Annotated in this window: 20 protein-coding genes; 12 read left to right on the top strand and 8 right to left on the bottom strand. The window is 62.8% G+C overall.

Annotated elements, in window-relative coordinates; all coding sequences use genetic code 11:
* Positions 1 to 15: 15 nt before the first annotated feature.
* From QC815_RS01085 to QC815_RS01075, 3 genes are read right to left on the bottom strand one after another with little or no spacing between them, the layout of a single operon-like run.
* Positions 16 to 876 carry a MurR/RpiR family transcriptional regulator gene (locus QC815_RS01085; protein WP_230446059.1) on the bottom strand — a complete coding sequence of 287 codons (861 nt, stop codon included), beginning with the start codon at positions 874 to 876 and terminating at the stop codon, positions 16 to 18.
* Positions 876 to 2,633: a putative bifunctional diguanylate cyclase/phosphodiesterase gene (locus tag QC815_RS01080; RefSeq protein WP_230446060.1), complete on the bottom strand. Its 1,758-nt coding sequence runs from the start codon at positions 2,631 to 2,633 to the stop codon at positions 876 to 878. Before QC815_RS01080 ends, QC815_RS01085 begins: the two co-directional genes overlap by 1 nt.
* Complete coding sequence (locus tag QC815_RS01075) at positions 2,630 to 5,236, bottom strand: ATP-binding protein (protein WP_230446061.1); 2,607 nt, start codon at positions 5,234 to 5,236, stop codon at positions 2,630 to 2,632. Before QC815_RS01075 ends, QC815_RS01080 begins: the two co-directional genes overlap by 4 nt.
* 298 nt (positions 5,237 to 5,534) lie before the next feature.
* Between QC815_RS01075 and QC815_RS01070 the strand changes: the two genes are divergently transcribed.
* The 12 genes from QC815_RS01070 to lpxL all read left to right on the top strand — a co-directional run bounded on the left by QC815_RS01070 (position 5,535) and on the right by lpxL (position 16,074).
* Entirely contained in the window at positions 5,535 to 6,680 is a 1,146-nt protein-coding gene (locus QC815_RS01070) for a GNAT family N-acetyltransferase (protein ID WP_230446062.1), read from the top strand.
* A gap of 104 nt (positions 6,681 to 6,784) precedes the next feature.
* Positions 6,785 to 7,126, top strand: a complete 342-nt coding sequence (gene ftsB, locus QC815_RS01065; protein WP_230446063.1) for a cell division protein FtsB — start codon at positions 6,785 to 6,787, stop codon at positions 7,124 to 7,126.
* Positions 7,119 to 7,826, top strand: a complete 708-nt coding sequence (gene ispD, locus QC815_RS01060) for a 2-C-methyl-D-erythritol 4-phosphate cytidylyltransferase (RefSeq protein WP_309766482.1) — start codon at positions 7,119 to 7,121, stop codon at positions 7,824 to 7,826. Before ftsB ends, ispD begins: the two co-directional genes overlap by 8 nt.
* Positions 7,826 to 8,314 (top strand): 2-C-methyl-D-erythritol 2,4-cyclodiphosphate synthase, encoded by a 489-nt coding sequence (gene ispF / locus QC815_RS01055; RefSeq protein ID WP_230446065.1) that lies wholly within the window; start codon positions 7,826 to 7,828, stop codon positions 8,312 to 8,314. Before ispD ends, ispF begins: the two co-directional genes overlap by 1 nt.
* On the top strand, positions 8,307 to 9,377 hold the full coding sequence (gene truD / locus QC815_RS01050; protein WP_309766480.1) for a tRNA pseudouridine(13) synthase TruD: 1,071 nt from the start codon (positions 8,307 to 8,309) through the stop codon (positions 9,375 to 9,377). The genes ispF and truD overlap by 8 nt, the downstream gene beginning before the upstream one ends.
* 10 nt (positions 9,378 to 9,387) lie before the next feature.
* Positions 9,388 to 10,134 carry a 5'/3'-nucleotidase SurE gene (gene surE, locus QC815_RS01045; protein WP_230446067.1) on the top strand — a complete coding sequence of 249 codons (747 nt, stop codon included), beginning with the start codon at positions 9,388 to 9,390 and terminating at the stop codon, positions 10,132 to 10,134.
* Entirely contained in the window at positions 10,121 to 10,798 is a 678-nt protein-coding gene (locus tag QC815_RS01040) for a protein-L-isoaspartate(D-aspartate) O-methyltransferase (RefSeq protein ID WP_230446068.1), read from the top strand. Before surE ends, QC815_RS01040 begins: the two co-directional genes overlap by 14 nt.
* Positions 10,795 to 11,766 carry a DUF368 domain-containing protein gene (locus tag QC815_RS01035; RefSeq protein ID WP_309766478.1) on the top strand — a complete coding sequence of 324 codons (972 nt, stop codon included), beginning with the start codon at positions 10,795 to 10,797 and terminating at the stop codon, positions 11,764 to 11,766. Before QC815_RS01040 ends, QC815_RS01035 begins: the two co-directional genes overlap by 4 nt.
* Before the next feature lie 7 nt (positions 11,767 to 11,773).
* Positions 11,774 to 12,799, top strand: coding sequence for a peptidoglycan DD-metalloendopeptidase family protein (locus QC815_RS01030; protein ID WP_230446070.1), 1,026 nt, complete (start codon positions 11,774 to 11,776; stop codon positions 12,797 to 12,799).
* Positions 12,800 to 12,953: 154 nt separating this feature from the next.
* Positions 12,954 to 13,925, top strand: coding sequence for an RNA polymerase sigma factor RpoS (rpoS, locus tag QC815_RS01025; RefSeq protein WP_230446071.1), 972 nt, complete (start codon positions 12,954 to 12,956; stop codon positions 13,923 to 13,925).
* A gap of 120 nt (positions 13,926 to 14,045) precedes the next feature.
* A complete protein-coding gene (gene alr, locus QC815_RS01020) occupies positions 14,046 to 15,146 on the top strand; it encodes an alanine racemase (protein WP_230446072.1) in 1,101 nt (366 codons plus the stop codon).
* A gap of 13 nt (positions 15,147 to 15,159) precedes the next feature.
* Positions 15,160 to 16,074: an LpxL/LpxP family Kdo(2)-lipid IV(A) lauroyl/palmitoleoyl acyltransferase gene (lpxL, locus tag QC815_RS01015; protein ID WP_230446073.1), complete on the top strand. Its 915-nt coding sequence runs from the start codon at positions 15,160 to 15,162 to the stop codon at positions 16,072 to 16,074.
* 88 nt (positions 16,075 to 16,162) lie between these two features.
* On the opposite strand, the gene speD is transcribed toward lpxL, so the two are convergent.
* The 5 genes from speD to QC815_RS00990 form a co-directional block, all read right to left on the bottom strand.
* A complete protein-coding gene (gene speD, locus QC815_RS01010) occupies positions 16,163 to 16,957 on the bottom strand; it encodes an adenosylmethionine decarboxylase (protein WP_230446074.1) in 795 nt (264 codons plus the stop codon).
* A 242-nt stretch (positions 16,958 to 17,199) separates the two neighbouring features.
* The gene (locus tag QC815_RS01005) at positions 17,200 to 17,619 is read right to left on the bottom strand and encodes an OsmC family protein (RefSeq protein ID WP_230446075.1); all 420 of its coding nucleotides are present in this window, start codon (positions 17,617 to 17,619) and stop codon (positions 17,200 to 17,202) included.
* Between the two features lie 70 nt (positions 17,620 to 17,689).
* Positions 17,690 to 18,085 (bottom strand): gamma-glutamylcyclotransferase family protein, encoded by a 396-nt coding sequence (locus QC815_RS01000; RefSeq protein WP_230446076.1) that lies wholly within the window; start codon positions 18,083 to 18,085, stop codon positions 17,690 to 17,692.
* Positions 18,086 to 18,087: 2 nt separating this feature from the next.
* Complete coding sequence (gene murU, locus QC815_RS00995; protein WP_230446077.1) at positions 18,088 to 18,756, bottom strand: N-acetylmuramate alpha-1-phosphate uridylyltransferase MurU; 669 nt, start codon at positions 18,754 to 18,756, stop codon at positions 18,088 to 18,090.
* The gene (locus tag QC815_RS00990) at positions 18,753 to 19,763 is read right to left on the bottom strand and encodes an aminoglycoside phosphotransferase family protein (RefSeq protein WP_309766473.1); all 1,011 of its coding nucleotides are present in this window, start codon (positions 19,761 to 19,763) and stop codon (positions 18,753 to 18,755) included. Before QC815_RS00990 ends, murU begins: the two co-directional genes overlap by 4 nt.
* Positions 19,764 to 19,777: the final 14 nt, after the last annotated feature.

The following is a 19,777-nucleotide window of genomic DNA, read 5'->3' as shown; positions in this document are numbered from 1 at the left end:
CCACGCCTTGACCCGTCAGGTGATCTTGTTCACGGGGAAGCGCGTTTCGCGCAGGCTGTCCTTGATTTTCTTGAGGTGCGGCAGAAAATCCTCGCCGCGCCTGAGCGTCACGCCGGTGGCCAGGGCGTCGATCAGCGTCAACTGGATTACCCGCGAGGTCATCGGCATGTAATGGTCAGTGTCTTCCGGCGTGGCGACCTCCAGAGTGGCGGTACATTCCTGGGAAAGCGGTGAATCCGGCGCGGTAATGCCCAGCACCACCGCGCCCGCTTCGCGGGCGACGCGAGCAATGTCGACCAGCTCGCGGGTGCGCCCGGTATAGGAAATGATCACCACCACATCGCCAGTGTGGCAGGCCGCCGCCACCATGCGTTGCATCAGCACATCGATATGCACCATGACCGGCAGGTTGAAACGGAAGAACTTGTGCTGGGCGTCCTGGGCCACCGCACCGGAGGCCCCAAGGCCGAAGAAGTGGATCTGCTTGGCCTGGGTCAGGTAGTCCACCATGCGCTCCACGGCGCCCATGTCGACCTCGCGCTGGGCCTCGTCCAGGGCGGCAATGGTGGCGCCGAAGATCTTGTGGGTGTACTGGGTAGCGGTATCGCCAGGCTCCACCGCGCGCGTCACGTAGGGGGTGCCGCCGGCCAGGCTCTGGGCCAGCTTGATCTTGAAATCCGGGTAACCTTTAGCACCGAAGTTACGGCAAAAACGGTTGACCGTAGGCTCGCTGACGCTTGCCGCTTGAGCCAGGCTGGCGATGCTCAGGCTGGTGGCGGCGGCCGGATCGTCGATAATCACGTTGGCGACTTTACGCTCCGAGCGGTTGAGGTCTTCCAGGCGTTCGCGTATCCGGGCTAGCAAATCGTGAGCCATTAAACGGTCTCCGTGGCAGTAGGTGGCAGGTGCGACTGCCAATGATCGCACCAATCAATAAAGTCGTCGGCCGCTAGCGGGCGTGAGTAATAGTAGCCCTGGGCGATTTCACAGCCAATATGGCGTAAGTACTGGGCCTGGCCAGAGGTTTCAATGCCTTCGGCCACCACGTCACAGCCGACACTATGGGCGAGCTGGGTAATGGTGCGCGCCAGTTGGCGATCCACATCGCTTTCTTCCAGGTCCATCACGAAGGCACGATCGATCTTCAACGTCGAAAACGGCAGCGTCTTGATGTATGCCAGCGACGAATGGCCGGTGCCAAAATCGTCAATGGCGACGGCAATACTCGCCTGGCTGAGCTGCGCCAGTTGCTGACGGGCATTCTGCATGTCGCTCATCAGGCCGGACTCGGTGACTTCGATGGCGAAGAAATGAGGGGGAATCTGCCGCGCTGCCAGCTGGTGCAGCAGGCCATCGGCGAAATCCCGGCGAGCCAGCTGGCGAGCCGCCACGTTAACGGCTACATGGAAGTCATTGCCCATCACCTGCTGTTCGCGCCAGCGGGTGATGGTGCGCATGGCTTCTTCCATCACCCACTCGCCAATGGCGAAAATATCCCCGCTGGCTTCAGCCAGTGGTATGAACATGCCCGGGGAAATCTGCCCAAGCTCGGGGTGGTGCCAGCGCAGCAGTGCCTCGGCGCCGACGACACGCTGATCCATCAGCGATAGTTTGGGCTGAAAGGCGAGCGACATTTCACCCCGTTCGATAGCGCCGCGCAGGGCCTGCTGGACGTGCAGGCGATGGCGTTGCCGGGCCTCAAGGTCTTCATTGTAACACTGTACCTCAACGCTCTGACGGCCCGGTAGCGCCAGGGCGGCCATGTGTACCAGGCGCTCGGTATCAAACGCGTCCCGGGCGCTGCTGATGCCGATCCGCGCCGCCAGGGGCAGCAGCATGCCGTCAAGCTGCTGGTCGTGCTCGAAGACGGCCAGCAAATGGTGGGCCAGCGTCAGCAGCTCACCGTCGTCATCGCTATTGCGGATCACCAGCAGTTCGCTGCCGCCCCACAAACCCAGGGTGTCGGTGTCGCTCAGGCGTTCGTTCAGGCGCTGGGCAATGTGCCGGAGGAGTCGCTCGGCAATCCGGTAGCCATGCAGCCGGATAACGTCGTCCAGGCGATCCAGGGCGATGAACAGAAGCCCCGTGGCCTTGCGCAGCGCGGCCGCCTCGTTGAGCGTCTGGGTCAGCCCGCGCCGATTGGGCAACAGGGTGATCGGGTCGGTGCGCGATTGACGGTTGAGCGCCCGGGTTCGCTTGCCCACCAAGCGTTCGAGGGAGTCGGCCTGCTGGTCGCGAATACGGAAGCGCTGCTCGACGCTCAGCACGTTGTGAATGCGCTGTATTACCTCGTCGTGCTGAAACGGCTTGGTGACGAAGTCGCGCACGCCCAGGGCCAGCGCGCGCTGCTTGGTGTCGTTATCGATTTGCGCCGTCAACACGATCACCGGCGGCGCCTGACGCTCGAAGGCGTGATGCAGCCGTTCGATGACCGCGTAGCCGTCCAGGTGCGGCATGCGGATGTCCAGCAACAGCAGGTCGGGCAACTGCTGCTGGCAGTAGCCTACCACCTCCCGGGGGTCGCTGATGCCATGGCTATTGTCAAAGCCGTGGTCATCGAGCAAGTCGAGCATCAGCTCGATATTGATCGGGTTGTCGTCAACAACCAGTATGTGTTTATCGTGAGATGTCATGGCTCCTGCCTGGTGGGCGCTCCCAGCAAATGGTGAAGGGTGTCGGAAAGCTGTGCAATATCGATGGGTTTTTTCAGGTAGTCATCAAACCCGGCGTTGAGGCCCTGTCTTACGTCGCGGGGCAGTGCGTTGGCCGAAAGGGCGATCACCGGTAGATGCCGGTAGCGCGGATCCCGACGCAGATGGGCCAGCGCCTCATAGCCGCCCATGCCCGGCAGGTGGAGATCCATCAACACCACGGCGGGCCTCTCTGCCTGCAGCATGTCCAGCCCCAACTCGGCGCTTGACGCGGTGCGCAGGGTAATGCCCTCCATCGCGTCGACGATGTCTTCCATCAGGCGCTGATTGGCGGGGTTGTCCTCGATATACAGCAGCGTGGGCGACGATAGTGGCGCTGATGACGCGTCGGGCTGAGGTTCGCGTGGCGATGATGCAGCGGCCGGTGTCGCCACCGGCAGCGTGAACCAGAAGGTGGCACCCTGGCCCGGCTGACTGTCGACCCCGATCCGGCCGTGCATCTGTTCGACCAGCTCGCGGGTGATGGACAGGCCAATGCCGGTTCCTTCCACGGTGCTATCCTCGGCGTCGAGCCGGTTAAACGGCTCAAACAGCTCATCAAGGCGCGCGGGGTCGACGCCAGGCCCCGTATCACGCACGCGAATCTTGATCTGCTCCTGCTGGTGCTCGGCACTGAGCTCGATACGTCCATGGGCGACGTTATATTTCATGGCGTTGGACAGCAGGTTGAGCAGGATCTGCTTGGTGCGCGTGTAGTCGGCATGCACACGCCAGGCGGCGTCGGGCAATGTGCAGCTCAGGGCAATGCCTGCGTTCTTAGTGCTCGCTTCCAGGGTGCTGCAGGCGTCGTCGAACACGCCGGCAAGCGAGATGGTTTCAATGGACAGCGATAGCTGGCGGGCCTCGATCTTGGCCAGATCCAGCACGTCGTTGATCAGGCTGAGCAGGTGCTGGCCGCTCTTCTCGATCTGGCGAACCTGTCGCTGCTGTTTGGCGTTGAGCGGCGTTCGCGTGTTGCTGGCGAGCAGCTGGGCAAAGCCCAGGATGGCGTTGAGCGGGGTGCGCAGCTCGTGGCTCATCGACGACAGAAAGTCGCTCTTGGCCTGGTTGGCCTGTTCCGCCTGATCGCGAGCCGCTGCCAGGTCCTGCATGACCTGTTCGCGCTCAGCCATCTGGCGGTACAGGTTGATCAGCAGCACGCAGGTGTCGGTGAAAGGCTGTAGCCAGTCCAGGAGGCCCCGGTTCAGCGGCTGGCGGCTGTTGGCGATGGCGTACATGCCGATCAGCTGACCGTGGCTGAAAATCGGCACGCCCAGGTAGTTATCAAACTGCACTTGTCCCAGTGGGAACTCGCTGCGCTGGGTCGACGCATTCACATTGTTGTCGATGACCACTTTACCCCGGGAAAAGACGCGGCCCAACAAAGAGTTAGGGTTCTTGAGCACCATGTCGCCGCTGGCCAGTTGCTCCATCACCTGTTGCGACTCGCTGCTCCACGACAGGTCGGTAATGGCATGCAGTTTCAGCGCATTACCGGTGTCTCCCTGAATGACCTCGCCAATCAAGGCGTAGTCGCTGTCGGTCAGCTCGCGCAGGGCTTCCATGAGAAATATCCACAGCCGTTTGCCCGACATCAGCGCTGGATAGTCGGTAATCCCCTGGTGCAATACCTTGAGCAGGCTCTGTTCCTTTTGGATGCGCTGGTTGGCGGCGTGGATCTGACGCAGGTCGGTCAGAATGCCGATAAACTCCGCTACCTGATGATGCTCATCGTCGATGGCGTTGACCGCCAGATGGACAGGCACGCGGTGGCCGGCCTTGTGTTGCGCCTCGACTTCGCGGCCGCGCCCCACCACCTGGGGACGCCCGCCGGCCAAAAACCGGGCGATGAAGCTGTCGTGCCGGTCGTGCAGGTCGGGAGGGGTCAGCATTGCCACGTTGCGGCCGAGCACTTCATCCCGGGTGTAGCCGAGCAGCTTCAGGGCAAAGGGGTTGATGCCGAGCACCGTGCCGTCGCGGTTGATCCGCACGATGCCGGTGGCGCTTTCGTTGAACAACGCTTCATAGCGGCGGGTGGTTTGCGCCAGGGTATAGCGCATCTGGTGCTGTCGCAGTAGCTCTTCTACCTGGCCTGCCAGGCTTTTCAACAGCCCCATGTCGCGCTCGCTGAATTCGCGGGGCTGGTGGTCGAGCAGGCACAGGCTACCCACGGCCAGCTGGTCGTGAGGGCGCAGCGGGTAGCCGGCGTAAAAGCGAATGTGGGGTGGCTCAACGACCAGCCGGTTGTCCATGAAGCGAACGTCACGATGTGTATCGGGCACGACCAGCGGCGCATCGGCGGTGATGGTATGGTCACAAAACGCGATGTCGCGCGGGGTCTGGCAGATGTCGAAGCCGGGGTGCGACTTGAACCACTGGCGTTGTTCGTCGAGCAGAGTAATCAGCGCAACGGGGACGTCAAACAGCTCCCGGGCAAGCTGAGCCAGCCGGTCGAAGGCCTCCTCTGCGGGCGTGTCCAGCACATGCAAGGCGTGCACCGCGGCCAGTCGCTGCGGCTCGTTGTCAGGGGGTGCTGATGCTGGCATGGCCGCTCCGCGATTAAACGTATTTGTTAGTTATATCGGCCGAGATTAGCATTGCTTAAGCCAGAGCGCGCATTTTCAGTGAACAGTGTCGTTGCGGGGACTAGCCGCGTGATCGGCGAGCGCTTTGGCGGATGGAAAAAACGGCGTAAGTAACTGAAACGGTAGAGCCGGCGTTAAAAGACGTGGCATGGCGTGCCCCCGTGATAGGCGCTTGTGGGCAGCGTTTCCCCTAGCGTAGAAGGGCAACCGGCCAGCATAGTGTAGAGTCGTTCAATTAACCCAATGTACGGGAGATGCCATGCCAGCTTCGCTATCGGTGGCGGTGATATCCACCATGGAGGCCGTATCGGCCAGCCAGTGGGACGCGCTGGTGGATCCGGACCAGCCTTTTTTGCGTCACGCTTTTCTTCATGCGCTGGAGGCGAGCGGGTCGGTTAGCCCGGCGACTGGCTGGCAGCCGTGCCATCTGACCGTATGGCAAGGCGCGCAGCTGGTCGGCGCCATGCCCCTCTATGAAAAGTCTCATTCCTACGGCGAGTATGTGTTTGACTGGGGGTGGGCCGATGCCTTTGAGCGCGCCGGGGGCGACTATTATCCCAAGGCGCTCAGCGCGATACCGTTTACCCCGGTGCCCGGCTCGCGCGCGCTGGTGGGGCCGGGCAACGATACGCAAGCGATTTACGCCGCGCTGGCCGAGGGCTGGCAAGCGCAGTGCCAGCGCCAGGGGTTGTCGAGCTGGCATCTGCTGTTTGCCGAGACGCCCGAGGTCGAGGCGTGGCAGGCGCAATGCCCGGCGCTGATCAGCCGAGAGGGCGTACAATTTCAGTGGCGTGATACAGGCTTCGGTGATTTCGACGGCTTTCTTGCCGCGCTGACCTCCAAGCGTCGCAAGATGATCAAGCGCGAGCGCCGCCTGGTCGCCGAACAGGGCCTTGACATGGTGCGCTTGTCCGGCGAGCAGATCACCCCCGACGCCCTTGCGCATTTCTACCGCTGCTACGCGATTACCTATCAGGAGCGCGGTCGGCCGCCCTATCTGAACAAGGACTTTTTTGAGCGCCTCTACCGCGACATGCCCGACTCGCTGCTGCTCGTCCAGGCGCATCTCGACGGGCGACCGGTGGCGGCGGCGCTGTATTTTAAGGGTACCCGTACGCTTTACGGGCGCTACTGGGGTAGCGAGGTCATGGCCGACTGCCTGCATTTTGAGGCGTGCTATTACCAGGGCATAGAGGTGTGCCTCGCGCAGGGACTGACGCTGTTTGACCCCGGCACTCAGGGCGAGCACAAGCTGCTGCGCGGGTTTGCGCCGCAGCGCGTACGCTCCCTGCACTACCTTGCTCATCCGGGCCTGGCCAATGCGGTGGCGACCTTTTGCCAGGATGAGGGGCGTCAGGTGGCGGCCTATCGTGAGGCCGCCTCCAGCGCCTTGCCGTATAAATGAAAGCCACTCGCTGGGTGGGCGGCATGATGGCATAATGCGCGCCACTTTAGGCGCATCGGTTTTTTGAAAAAGCCCAGGCAATTGTCAAGGAAAGGAGAGCGGTCATGCGCAGATGGCTATTACTCGCGCTGCTGCTGGTGTTGGGCGTACTGCAATACCAGCTGTGGCTGGGCGAGGGCGGCTGGCGCGACCTCCAGCAGCTTGAGCAGCGCGTCGCTGCACAGGAAGCTCATAACGTGCCCCTGCGCGAGCGCAACGCCCGGATGGCGGCTGAAGTGACCGACCTGAAAAACGGCCTTAATGCGATCGAAGAGCGTGCGCGCAGCGATATGGGCATGGTGCGTACCGACGAGCAGTTCTTCTGGGTGCCGGGCGTGGCTATCGAGCACGCGCTAATCGGCATCAACGCTCGCATGGTGACCTCGCCGGAGTCGGCCGATGAATAACCGCTTATGGCTGGTCGTGCCCGCCGCTGGGCAGGGGCGCCGCATGGCAGCGGACAGGCCCAAGCAGTACCTGTCGCTGCTGGACCGCCCGATTCTTGCGCACACGCTTGCCCGCTTACACAGTGCCTTCCCCGATGCGCGGCTGGTGCTCTGCCTGGATGACGATGACCGTTGGTTCTCACCCGAGTGGGTGCCGTTTACCGACTGGCAGCGCGTGACGGGCGGCGCTGAACGCATGGAGAGCGTGTTCAATGCGCTCGGTGCCATCGACGCGGGCGACGACGACCTGGTGCTGGTTCACGATGTCGCGAGACCCTGCGTCACCTGCGACGACCTGCTGGCGCTCCATCAGGCGACGCAGCAACACGCCTCGGGCGCGCTGCTGGCGATGCCGGTGGCGGATACCATGAAGCGTGCCAGTGCCGCCGGTACCAGCCTGCATACCGAGCCCCGGGAAGCCCTATGGCATGCGCTGACCCCCCAGGGCTTCCGCTATCGTCAGCTTTATCAGGCGCTGGATGAGGCGCGTAGGCGCGGGACATTGCTGACTGACGAGGCCTCAGCGGTGGAAGCACTTGGCGAAGCCCCAAAACTGGTGCCCGGCCGGCGCGATAACCTGAAAGTGACCCACCCTGATGACCTGGCGCTGGCGGCCGCGATTCTCACTGCCCAGCGGGATACCCTCGAAAGGAGCCTGTAATGCGAATTGGCCACGGATTTGACGTACATCGGTTTGGCCCCGGCGACCACCTGATGCTTGGCGGGGTCAAGGTAGCGTTTGAACAAGGATTCGTTGCCCACTCCGACGGCGATGTGCTGCTCCACGCGGTAAGCGATGCACTGCTGGGGGCCTGCGCGCTGGGGGATATCGGCCATCACTTCCCCGACACCGACCCGGCCTGGAAGGGCGCGGATAGCCGTGACCTCCTGCGTCAGGTGATGGCGTTGGTGCGAGGGGAAGGGTATACCGTCGTCAATATCGACGCGACGGTCATGGCCCAGGTGCCCAAGCTGGCGCCCTTTGTGGGCGCCATGCGCGAGGCCATCGCGGCGGATCTGGCGCTGTCAACAGGCCAGGTGAACGTCAAGGCGACCACCACGGAACGGCTCGGTTTCACCGGTCGCGGAGAGGGCATTGCCGCCGAGGCCGTTGTATTGCTTGGCTCGCTCGAGGCGCCCCATGCTTGAGCTTCCCCACTGGCAGCGCGGCCTGGATGCCGACCTGGGGCCGCCCAGGCCCGGTCATTTTCGTCTCACGCCCGACGACTTCCTGGTCGACGAGGCGCTGGATTTTGCCCCGGAAGGCCACGGCGAACACCTTTGGCTGAACATTGAAAAGCGCAACCTGACAACCCTCGAGGTCGTCAAACTGCTCAGCCAGCGCTGCGGCGTGTCGCCCCGCGACGTGGGCTATTCGGGGATGAAGGACCGCATCGCCGTGACCCGCCAGTGGCTGAGCGTACACCTGCCGGGCAAGGAAGCCCCCGAGGGCCTGATGAGGGGCCTCGCCGAGGGCGGCGTGAAGGTACTGGCGCATGCCCGCCACCCGCGAAAGCTGAAGCGCGGCGTGCATCGCTTTAACCGTTTTCAGCTGCGGCTCGGCGGCGAGGCGGTGGCCGCCGATGACTTTGAGACGCGCTGGCAGGCGCTCTGCCAAGCGGGGGTGCCCAACTACGTGGGGCCACAGCGCTTCGGGCCGTCGGGGCGGAACCTGCAGCGTGCCGAAGCGCTGCTGGCGCGCGGCTGGCGCAAGCGCGATGATCGCCACGGCATCCTGTTGTCCACGGCGCGCAGCTTTCTGTTCAACGAGCTGCTCAGCGACAGGGTCAAGCAAAATCAATGGCATCAGCCCCTTGACGGCGATACGCTGATGCTCGAGGGCACCCATAGCGTGTTCAGCGTCGACCAGGTGGACGACACGCTGCGCGCTCGCGCCGCCGCGCTCGATCTGCATCCGACCGGCCCGCTGTGGGGCGTCGGTCGCACCAGTCAGCAGGCGGCGGGCGAGTTCGAGGCCGCGCTGCACAGCCGTTATCCGGCCCTCTGCGAGGGCCTGCTGCACAGCGGCGTCAAGCGCAGCCAGCGGGCATTGCGCATGTGCCTGAGCGAGCCGTCGCTGACCCGGGACGCGCAGGGCGTGGTACTCTCATTCGGCCTGCCGCGCGGCAGCTTCGCCACGGCGGTGGTCAGCGAGCTGCTGACCACCGCTGACTCGGGTGGCGAACGCGTCGGCGCGGACGCAATCCATTAAGGAGACTTCCATGCGGCGTTTGCTGCTATCCAACGACGATGGTGTTCATGCGCCGGGACTCAAGGCGCTTTACGATGCGCTCACCCAGCATGCCAACTTGCGAGTGGTGGCGCCGGATCGCGACCGTAGCGGGGCGAGCAACTCGCTGACGCTGTCGCGCCCGCTGGCAATGACGGCTCTGGAGAGCGGTTTCTACAGCGTGGATGGCACGCCTGCGGACTGCGTCTACCTGGGCGTCAACGGCGTATGGGACGAAAAGCCCGACCTGGTGATTTCCGGCATCAACCATGGCGGCAACCTGGGTGATGACGTGCTCTATTCGGGCACCGTCGCCGCCGCCATGGAAGGCCGTAACCTGGGCATGTCGGCGATTGCCATGTCGCTATGCGGCCAGCATCACTTTGCCACTGCCGGCCATGTGGCCGCGAGCCTCGTCGGCGCCGTGGATCAGCTGTCGCTGCCGCCGCGTACGCTGCTCAACGTCAACGTGCCCGACCTTCCCTGGGATGAAGTCAAGGGCGTCAAGGTGACCCGGCTTGGCTATCGCGGCCCGGCGGAGCAGCCGTTGGCCGTCAAGGACCCGCGCGGACGCACCCGCTACTGGATTGCCCCGGTCTCGGCCAACGCTGACGACGGTGATGATACCGACTTTGCTGCGGTGGAAGCCGGCTATGTGTCGATTACTCCGCTGCAGACCGATTTAACGCGCCATCAGGCGCTCAACGACGTTCGAGACTGGTTGGATGCGTTTGCCTGAACTGTCGCCGGAGGAGCTGCGCGGTACGGGAATGACCTCGCAGCGTACCCGGGATCGCATGGTCAAGCGCCTGATGCAGCAAGGGATTCGCGATGCACGGGTGCTGGAGGTCATGGCCGGTGAGCCGCGTCATCTGTTCGTGGATGAAGCGTTGGCCCATCGCGCCTACGAAGATACCGCCTTACCCATCGGCTTTGGTCAGACTCTGTCCCAGCCGCTCATCGTGGCCCGCATGACCGAGCTGGTACTGCGCGCTGAACCTCGTCGGGTATTGGAACTTGGCACCGGCTCCGGGTATCAGACGCTTATTCTGGCGCGGCTGGTGGACAGGCTGTTTTCTCTCGAGCGGATCGAGGCGCTGCATCGGCGTGCAGCTTTTCGCCTGAGCCGCCTGGGCGCGCGGGCCTCGCTGGCCGTTGCCGACGGTGGCGAAGGCTGGCCCGGCGCGGCACCTTTCGACGTCATTCTGCTCACCGCCTGCGCGCAAACGCTGCCCGAGGCGCTGCTCGAACAGTTGAGCCCCGACGGCGTCCTGATTGCGCCGCTCGAGTCGCCCGACGGCAGCCAGTGGCTCACCCAGATAAAGCGCATCGGCAATGCGTTTGAGAAACGCCGCCTGGAGCCGGTGCGGTTTGTCCCCCTATTGCAAGGAGTGGTCGATTGAAGCGTCAACCCGTACGATTGTTATTAACCGGTGCCGGGATGGGCGCCGCCGACGCCGTGCCGGGCGTGTCCGGGGGAACCATTGCCTTTATCAGCGGCATCTACGAAGAGCTGATCCTGACCATCAAGCAGTTTGGCCCCGGCGCTTTTGGTGCCTGGCGCCAGGGGGGATGGAGCGGGCTTGTCGAGCACCTTAACCTGGCGTTTCTGGTGCCGCTTTTCGCTGGCATCGTGGTCAGCCTCTTCAGCGTGGCGCATCTGGCGCTCTGGCTGATGGAAGCGCACCCGCTGTTACTGGATGGCTTCTTTTTCGGGCTGGTCGCCGCCTCGGCGATTGTCGTGAGCGACTCGGGCACCCGCTTCAAGTTGCGCTACCTATTCCCGCTGGGCGTCGGCTTGTTGTTGGCCCAATGGTTGCCTGGCTTGATGCCGCTGGTGTCAACATTGGGTAATGAATCACTGATATTGGTAGTGGCCGGGAGCATTGCCATCAGCGCCATGCTGCTGCCGGGCGTATCAGGCAGTTTTTTACTGTTGACCATGGGGCTTTACAGTACGGTAATGGAAGCGGTTCGTGGCCTTGATGTGACCACCATGGCGTTGTTCGGCGGGGGGTGCCTGATCGGCCTGGCGCTGTTTTCACGGTTGCTGTCGTGGTTGCTTACACATCACCGTGGTTCAACGCTCCAATTATTGTTAGGTTTTATTATCGGTTCACTGCCCGTGCTCTGGCCGTGGCGTGAGCTGTTACGCTACCAGTTGGGTGGCGAAGGTGAAATGATTCCGCTGGACTATCGCTATTTATTGCCCGGTGACTATGCACAATTGACGGGTGAATCCGCACAGTTAATCGGTGTGATCGCGTTGATGGCGTTTGGCGCGTTACTGGTTGTCATGTTGCACCGGCGTGGGCTTGCGCGCACGACGCCAACGTCACCCCAGACCGCCTCCGCCGTTGAGAAGGAGTAGGCTTTGCATGCGTAAGATAGTAATGATGTCCGCACTGGCGCTGGCCGTGGCCGGCTGTGCCAATCAGCAGGGGGGCGGCCCCTTGGTGCGCGATCTGAGCGATGCCAGTAACGCGGTGGAGCGCTCCCCCGAGTACCAGGTGAAAGAAGGCGACACGCTGTACGGCATCGCCTGGCAACATAATCTCGATTACCGTGACCTGGCGGCGATCAATGACATTGATCCCCCGTATCGTATCTATCCCGGGCAGACGATTGCCCTGCGCGAGGGGGCGGAGATGTCGTCGGCGAGCGCTTCGGCCGCGTCGGGCTCGAGCGGCGCCGTGGCCCGAGGCCTGGCCCCCGATGCGTCGGCGTCCAGCGACGGCCAGCAGATGGACTGGCTGTTGCCTGATGAGTCCGCCATCGAGCGTAATCAACGACTCAGCGCCGAGCGCGAGGCCGTTGATGCGGCAGATGACGCCGCGACCGAGGCACCGCGTGAGGACGTCGTGGCTGCCGAAAACGCGCCAGAATCTGAGCCCGAGCCGGAAAGCGAACCCCGTCAGACCGAGCAGGTGCAGGCGGATACCGAGTCGGCACCCGAGTCCGCCGAGCAAACCGCTGCTGCGAGCGAGGACTCGTCCTCCGAACGCGAAGAGCGAACCTATACGCCCGCCGAGACGATTGACTGGCAGTGGCCCAGCGACGGTGATGTGGTAGGCGAGTTCGGCCAGGGCGACAGCATCACCGCCGGGATTGATATCGCGGGTGAAAAGGGGCAACCTGTAAGAGCGGCCGGCCCTGGCATCGTGGTATATGCAGGCAGCGGCGTACGTGGTTACGGTAACCTCATTCTGCTCAAGCACAACGATCAATTTCTCAGCGCGTACGCGCATAACGACAGCCTGAATGTCAGCGAGAACGACGTTGTGGAAGCCGGTGAAGTGATTGCCGCCATGGGCGATAGTGACGCGGAAGACGTGAGACTGCATTTCGAGGTTCGCCGGGAAGGCCAGCCGCAAGATCCCCTGGAGTTTCTGCCGTCACGCTAACCGATATCAGCCATGTGTAATGTCCGTTACCCAGACCATTGCGATAGGTAACGGCGTCAACGCTTTAGATAATAATAACGATGGGAATCGGACCTGGGTGTCTCGTTCCGGATTTTTTAACGGGCGGATAGGCGATATAACGGGGGTAAGACGCATGAGTATGCTGGAAAAAGATCTACAGGAAGTAGACCTCAACGCAGTGGAAGAGGCGCTTGACGGCGGCGAGGAGGTGGCCGCCGCCGAAGACGCTTTTGAGAAGGCGTTAGGACGCGAGGACCGTCAGCAGCATCAAAGCCTTGATGCCACGCAGATCTACCTCAACGAAATCGGCTTTTCGCCGCTGCTGACGCCCGAAGAGGAAGTATATTACGGCCGGCTGGCGCGCAAGGGTGATCCCCTCGGGCGCTCGCGGATGATCGAGTCCAACCTGCGTCTGGTGGTCAAGATTGCCCGCCGCTACCTGAACCGCGGGCTGACCCTGCTGGATCTGATCGAGGAGGGCAATCTCGGTCTGATTCGCGCCGTTGAGAAGTTTGATCCCGAGCGGGGGTTCCGCTTCTCGACCTATGCCACCTGGTGGATTAGGCAAACCATCGAACGGGCGCTGATGAACCAGACGCGCACCATTCGACTGCCCATCCACGTGGTCAAGGAGCTCAACATCTATCTGCGCGCGGCCCGCGAGCTGACCCAGAAGCTGGATCACGAGGCCACGGCCGAGGAAATCGCCGACCACCTCGACAAGCCGGTAGAAACGGTGAAAAAGATGCTCGGGCTCAACGAGCGTGTCTCATCGGTCGACTATCCGATGGGCGGCGAAAGCGACAAGCCGCTTATCGATACGCTCAGCGACGATGATGACCACGGCCCCGAGGCGAGCCTGGTCGACGGTGACGTCAAGGAGCACGTCGATTACTGGCTCGACGAGCTCAATGAGAAGCAGCGCGAAGTGGTGGTGCGCCGTTTCGGGTTGCGCGGCCACGAGGCGGCCACCCTGGAGGAAGTCGGCGCCGAGATTGGCCTTACCCGCGAGCGCGTTCGTCAGATCCAGGTGGAAGCGCTCAAGAAACTGCGCCGATCCCTCGAGAAGCAGGGCCTGTCGCTGTCGTCGATCTTCGAGAGCTAGCGAGCGCTCGTTCACCATTGTGGTACCCAGCAGTCACCGGGCCAAGCGCCCGGTGACTTTATTGGGCATAATCGGGCATAGCCTCCAACCTGACCGTTCAGCAACAAGCGAGACACCCTCATGCGCCCGCTGGTGGCCCATATCGATCTGGACGCGTTGCGTCATAACTATCGGCTGGCGTGTCAGTGCGCGCCACACAGCCATTCAGTGGCGGTCATCAAGGCCGACGCCTACGGGCACGGCGCGCTCGACTGTGCCCGGGCCCTGGCAGCCGATGCGTCGGCATTCGCCGTCGCCAGCCTGGACGAAGCCCTGGCGCTGCGTGAAGGCGGCATCACCGTGCCGATTGTCTTACTGGAGGGTATCTTCAACGCGGATGAGTTGGCGCAGGTCGATCAGCATCGGCTGTGGATGGCGGTGCACAGCGCCTGGCAGGTAGACGCGCTGCTGGCTTTCTCGCCGCGCGCGCCGATTCCCGTCTGGGTCAAGGTCGATTCGGGCATGCATCGCCTGGGATTTGCTCCCGACACCGTCAGCGCCGTCTGGCAGCGGCTCAGCGAGGCGCCCCAGGCCACCGCGCTGCACCTGATGAGCCACTTTGCCACCGCCGACGCAGCGGAGAGCCGCTATTTCCACCAGCAGATGGAATGCTTGCAGGCGCTTGGCGATCGCCTGGACGCACCGCTATGCCTGGCCAACTCCCCCGCCACCCTGGCCTGGCCGGTGGCTCACGGCGCCTGGAACCGGCCGGGCATCATGCTCTACGGCAGCAATCCGCTGGAAACCACCACAACGGCTGCTGACACGTTGCGCCCGGTCATGACGCTGCGATCCGAGATCATCGCCCTGCGCGATGTAGAGGCCGGTGAGCCGGTGGGCTATGGCGGCCGCTGGCGGGCACCGCGTCGCTCAAGAATCGCGGTGGTTGCGGCGGGCTACGGCGACGGCTACGACCGCCACGCGCAGGACGGCACCCCGGTACTGGTGAACGGGCAGCGCTGTCCGCTGGCGGGCAAGGTGTCCATGGATATGCTCACGGTGGATGTGAGTGACGTGGCTGATGCGACCATCGGCAGTGAGGTGGTGCTGTGGGGGTGCGCCGCCAATGGCGCGGTGCTGTCGGTCGACGAGGTGGCCCGCGGCTGCGACACCATCAGCTACACCCTGCTGACGGGGGTGTTGCCTCGGGTGCCGCGCCGCTATCATGGCGCTTTTGGTTAAAAGGGCGAACCGCATGTCACGATCCACCTATCCACGCTCTTTTGCGCACCCGCGCTTCTGGCTGACCTGGCTGGGCATTGCCTCCATGTACGTGGTGGCCTGGTTCCCCTGGCGTCTGAACATAGCCATTGGCTCGGCAATCGGCCGACTAGCCTGGCGCTTTGCCAAGCGCCGTCGGCACATTACCGACGTCAACATCAAGCTCTGCTTTCCCGACAAAAGCCCTGCGGAACAGCGTCGGCTGGTCAAGCAGACGTTCATCGCCAATGGCATTGGCCTACTGGAAACCGCCGTGGCGTGGTGCCGCAGCCCCGAGGACTTTCGCCATCGCGTCGCCTGTGTCGGTGAAGAAAACCTCGCCAGGGCCCAGGCGCAGGGGAAAGGGGTGCTGATTATCGGCGTGCACTTTTCGCCGTTGGATTTGGGCGGTGCATTACACTCACTGTTTTTTACCTCGGACGCCGTCTACCGGCCACACAACAACCCACTGTTCGACCGCTTCATGACCCGGGCCCGCTTGCGAGTGTTTGATCAAATGATTCACCGCCATGACCTGAGAAGCGTTGTGCGACGGCTGAAAGCGGGCTATTCGGTGTGGTATTCCCCCGACCAGGACTTTGGTCGCGACGCCAGCGTGTTCGCGCCGTTTTTCGGCCAGCAGGCGGCGACGGTGCGGCTGACCGCCAAGATTGCGCGGATGACCGGCGCTGAGGTGGTGCCGCTGATTTTCTACCGCAACCCGGATAACCGTACCTACACCTACGAGTGGCTCCCTGCGCTGGAGAACTATCCAAGCCGCGATGAAGTTGCCGATGCCACGCGGGTCAATGCCTTTATCGAGCAGGCCATTCGTCGCCATCCCGAGCAGTACTTATGGCTGCATCGACGCTTCAAGACGCGACCGGAAGGCGAGCCGGGCGTTTACTAGCCAGCTTGACCCTATTACCGCCAACAAAAGCGTACCGCCACCAAAAAGCCGACGCATGACGTCGGCTTTTGGTTTTCGTGTCACCCGGTCAGTCGAGATTGCGCGAGTAGAAAATTTCCAGCATTTCCTTGCGCAGGCGGCTTTCAATATCGCGCGCTTCTTCGAAGCTGATATCTTTCTGCGTGGTGCCGAACAGGTAGTTATCCAGCTCGAAGTTCTTGAGCAGCATCTTGGTGTGGAACATGTTTTCCTGATACACGTTCACGTCGATCATCTGATAGGAATGCTTGGTATCCTCGGCCAGATAATCCTGGATCGAGGTGATGTCATGGTCGATGAACAGCTTCTTGCCGTCGACGTCGCGGGTAAAGCCGCGCACCCGGTAGTCCATGGTCACGATGTCGGAGTCAAAGCTGTGGATCAGGTAGTTCAGTGCCTTGAGGGGGCTGATATGGCCACAGGTCGACACGTCAATGTCCAGTCGGAAGGTGCTGATGCCGTTGTCCGGGTGTGACTCGGGGTAGCTGTGGACGGTGACGTGGCTCTTGTCCAGGTGGGCGACCACGGTCTCCGGCAGCGGGCCGGGGCCCGGTTCCGTTTGCTCGGGGTCGGTCTCGTCCAGCTCGTGTTCGGCAATCAGAATGGTCACGCTGGCGCCGTGGGGCTCGTAATCCTGGCGCGAGATATTCAGTACGTGCGCGCCGATGATGTTGGTCACGTCCTTGAGGATCTGCGTCAACCGTTCGGCGTTGTAAAGCTCATCGATATAATCGATATAAGCCCCACGCTGCTCTTCCGTCTTGGCGTAACAGATGTCGTAAATGTTGAAGCTTAGCGAACTGGTCAGGTTGTTAAACCCGTGGAGTCGGAGATTATCTGACACGTCCGAACCTCCCTATGGCAGATGAAAACACCCCGACGAGCCAACGCCGGAACCGATCATGGGCACAGTGCCGGCCGGGGAGGCACCGACGTCCCATGGTGAGGAGCACGCATTCCAGCGCCTTTTGACACAAGGCGCCATAGAAAAGCGGACGTATTATGCCCGCCTCGATCCCGTGATGCATCCGGCCAGGCAAGTTTTTTCGCGACTTGCCCGGCCTGAACGCCTGCCTGGTGCGCCGGTTACGCCTCGACTATCTCGAACGAATGAGTGATTTCAACGCCGCCGTTGGTCAGCATGATCGAGGCGCTGCAGTACTTCTCCGCCGACAGCTCGACGGCGCGCTGAACCTGTTTCTCTTTCAGGGCGCGGCCGGTCACTACAAAGTGCACGTGGATGCGGGTAAACACCGACGGCACGCTATCGGCGCGTTCGGCCTCCAGTTCGGCCACGCAATCGGTCACGTCGGCCCGGGCCTTGTCGAGAATATTAAGGATATCGAAGGCTGTGCAGCTGCCCATGCCCATCAGCAGCATTTCCATCGGCCGAGGGCCGGTGTTGCGACCGCCATGATCCGGTGGGCCGTCGATCACGACGCTGTGACCGCTGCCCGACTCGGCGACGAACTGGCGACCGTCTGTCCATTGTACCCGTGCTTTCACGTTGCTCTCCTCGTCCTGGCGACTCCACTAAGTTGCGCAGCATAACATCTCTTGCCCGAGGCGCACTGCCTCATTGTGGCAGCCAGCCGCCCTGGGCAATCATCCGGCGTCCTGCCACGCTTGGGTTGTAAACGTAGACCCAGGCGGTGCCGAAGCGCGTGGCAAGCAGCCGCCGCTGGTACTCGCCCTGGGCCGGCGCCTGCGGGCGGTGATCTTCCAGGACGTCGAGATCGGCGAGCTGGTTTGCCGTCACGCGATAGACTTCAAGCGTGATACCGCGCGACCTTTGCCATTTGGCGCCGGGGTAGGGGCCGATGTCGTAGAGGGTCAGGTCGGTGCTGGTGTCGGCCCCCAGCCAGGTCGCCGCCGACAGCCAGTGGGCGTTGTTCAGGCCTTTCTTCAGCGTGCCGTATACCGCCACCAGCGGCGTGGTGGCAATGGCGGCGTTCAAATCGTCGGCGCTCATCCTTAAACTCCCTGGCGTTGCAGGTGGTCATCAAGCTCGGCCAGCCGCTCGGGCGTGCCGACGTCGACCCAGTGGTGAAGCGTGTGCTCACCGCTCACCCGGCCGGCGTCTATCGCCTCTCTCAGCAGCGGCGCCAGGGCAAAGGCGCCTGCCGCCTGGTTTGCCAGAAGCGCCGGTCGAATCAGGCTGATGCCTGAATAGGTCAAACGCGGGGCAGGATGCTGATACACCCGGCCATCGCGCAGGGCGAAATCCCCGTCGCGATGGTGGTCGGGGTTGTCGACCAATATCAGGTGAGCCAGATCCTCTGTGGCCAATGCATGCTCGCCGGGCAGCGCGTCGCACCAGATATCGCCGTTGAGCAGCAGAAAGGGCGCCTCGCCGAGTAGCGGTAGCGCCTGATGGATGCCGCCGCCGGTCTCCAGCGGGGTGGCTTCTCGGCTCCACTGGATGGAGACGCCGTAAGCCCGGCCGTCGCCGAGCGCCTGAATGATCTGCTCCGCCCGGTAGCTGACATTGATCACTACTTGATCAATGCCGGCACGCTTGAGTCGCTCCAGGTGGTGTACGATGAGCGGCTTGCCGGCGACCGGCAGCAAGGGCTTGGGGCAGTGGTCGGTGAGCGGGCGCATTCGCTTGCCGAGGCCGGCGGCCAGGATCATGGCTTTCATACCTCTGCCTCGTTCAGGCGCGCCATCACTGCCGGGCGCAGCGTATCCCTGGCCCAGCGGGCAAAGTCGCCGTGCGCCGGCAGTCCGGCCAGGCTGTCGTCGAGATGATCGAGAAAGTGGGGTAGTCGCGCCAGATATCCCGTTTTTTGGTCGCGCAGGGTCAAGCGGCAGAAAATGCCCAACACCTTGAGGGTTCGCTGGGCGGCCATCGCCTGGCACTGTTGGAGAAAGGTGGCGGCGTCGTGGCGTGGCGACAGGCGACCATCGCGCCGGGCCGCGTGGTGAAACGCCGCCACGAAGGCGGCAAACTGTTCATCGCTGAAGCGCCGGTAGCGCCCGCGCAGCAGTGAAATGACATCGTAGCTGATGGGGCCTGCCACCGCGTCCTGGAAGTCGATCATGAACAGCTGCTGGTGATGAACCATTAAATTCATGGCGTCAAAATCGCGGTGGACGCAGACCACGGGTTGGTCAAGGGCCTGGTCGATCAGCTCGGCGCGCAGCGCCGTCCAGCTGTCGGGCGCTGAAAGGCCCAGCCATGCGTTCAGGCACCACGTGGGAAACAGGTCGAGTTCGCGACCCAGCAGCGTCGCGTCGTAGGCTGGCAGTGACGTTGGCGACACGCGATTTTGTAAATCGGCGATCAGCGTGAGGGCCTGATTATGGTAGCCTCGAACAGCCGCATCATCGGTAAACAGCTGCTGCATGGGCATGCTACCCAGGTCGTCGAGCAGTAAAAAGCCCTGCTCGAGATCGGCAGCATGCACCTGGGGTACCGGCAGACCCGCGCCATGCCAGCGTCGGGCAATGGTCACAAACGGCTGGCTATCCTCCTGTTGGGGTGGGGCATCCATGACCACCCGGGTGGTGCCGTCGGGGAGCGTCAGCCGGAAATAGCGCCGAAAACTGGCGTCGCCGCCGGCGGGGGCGATGGCAATGGCGTCTACGCCAAGCCCGTGTTGGTGTGCGGCCCAGGTAGTAAGGGCGTTAATCCGCGATGAAGACATGCAAGCTCCTGGCT

It is taken from the genome of Vreelandella gomseomensis (assembly GCF_031451645.1).
In the GTDB taxonomy this organism is placed as follows: Bacteria; Pseudomonadota; Gammaproteobacteria; order Pseudomonadales; family Halomonadaceae; genus Vreelandella; species Vreelandella gomseomensis.
This window is presented reverse-complemented; position numbering and strand designations above follow the sequence as displayed.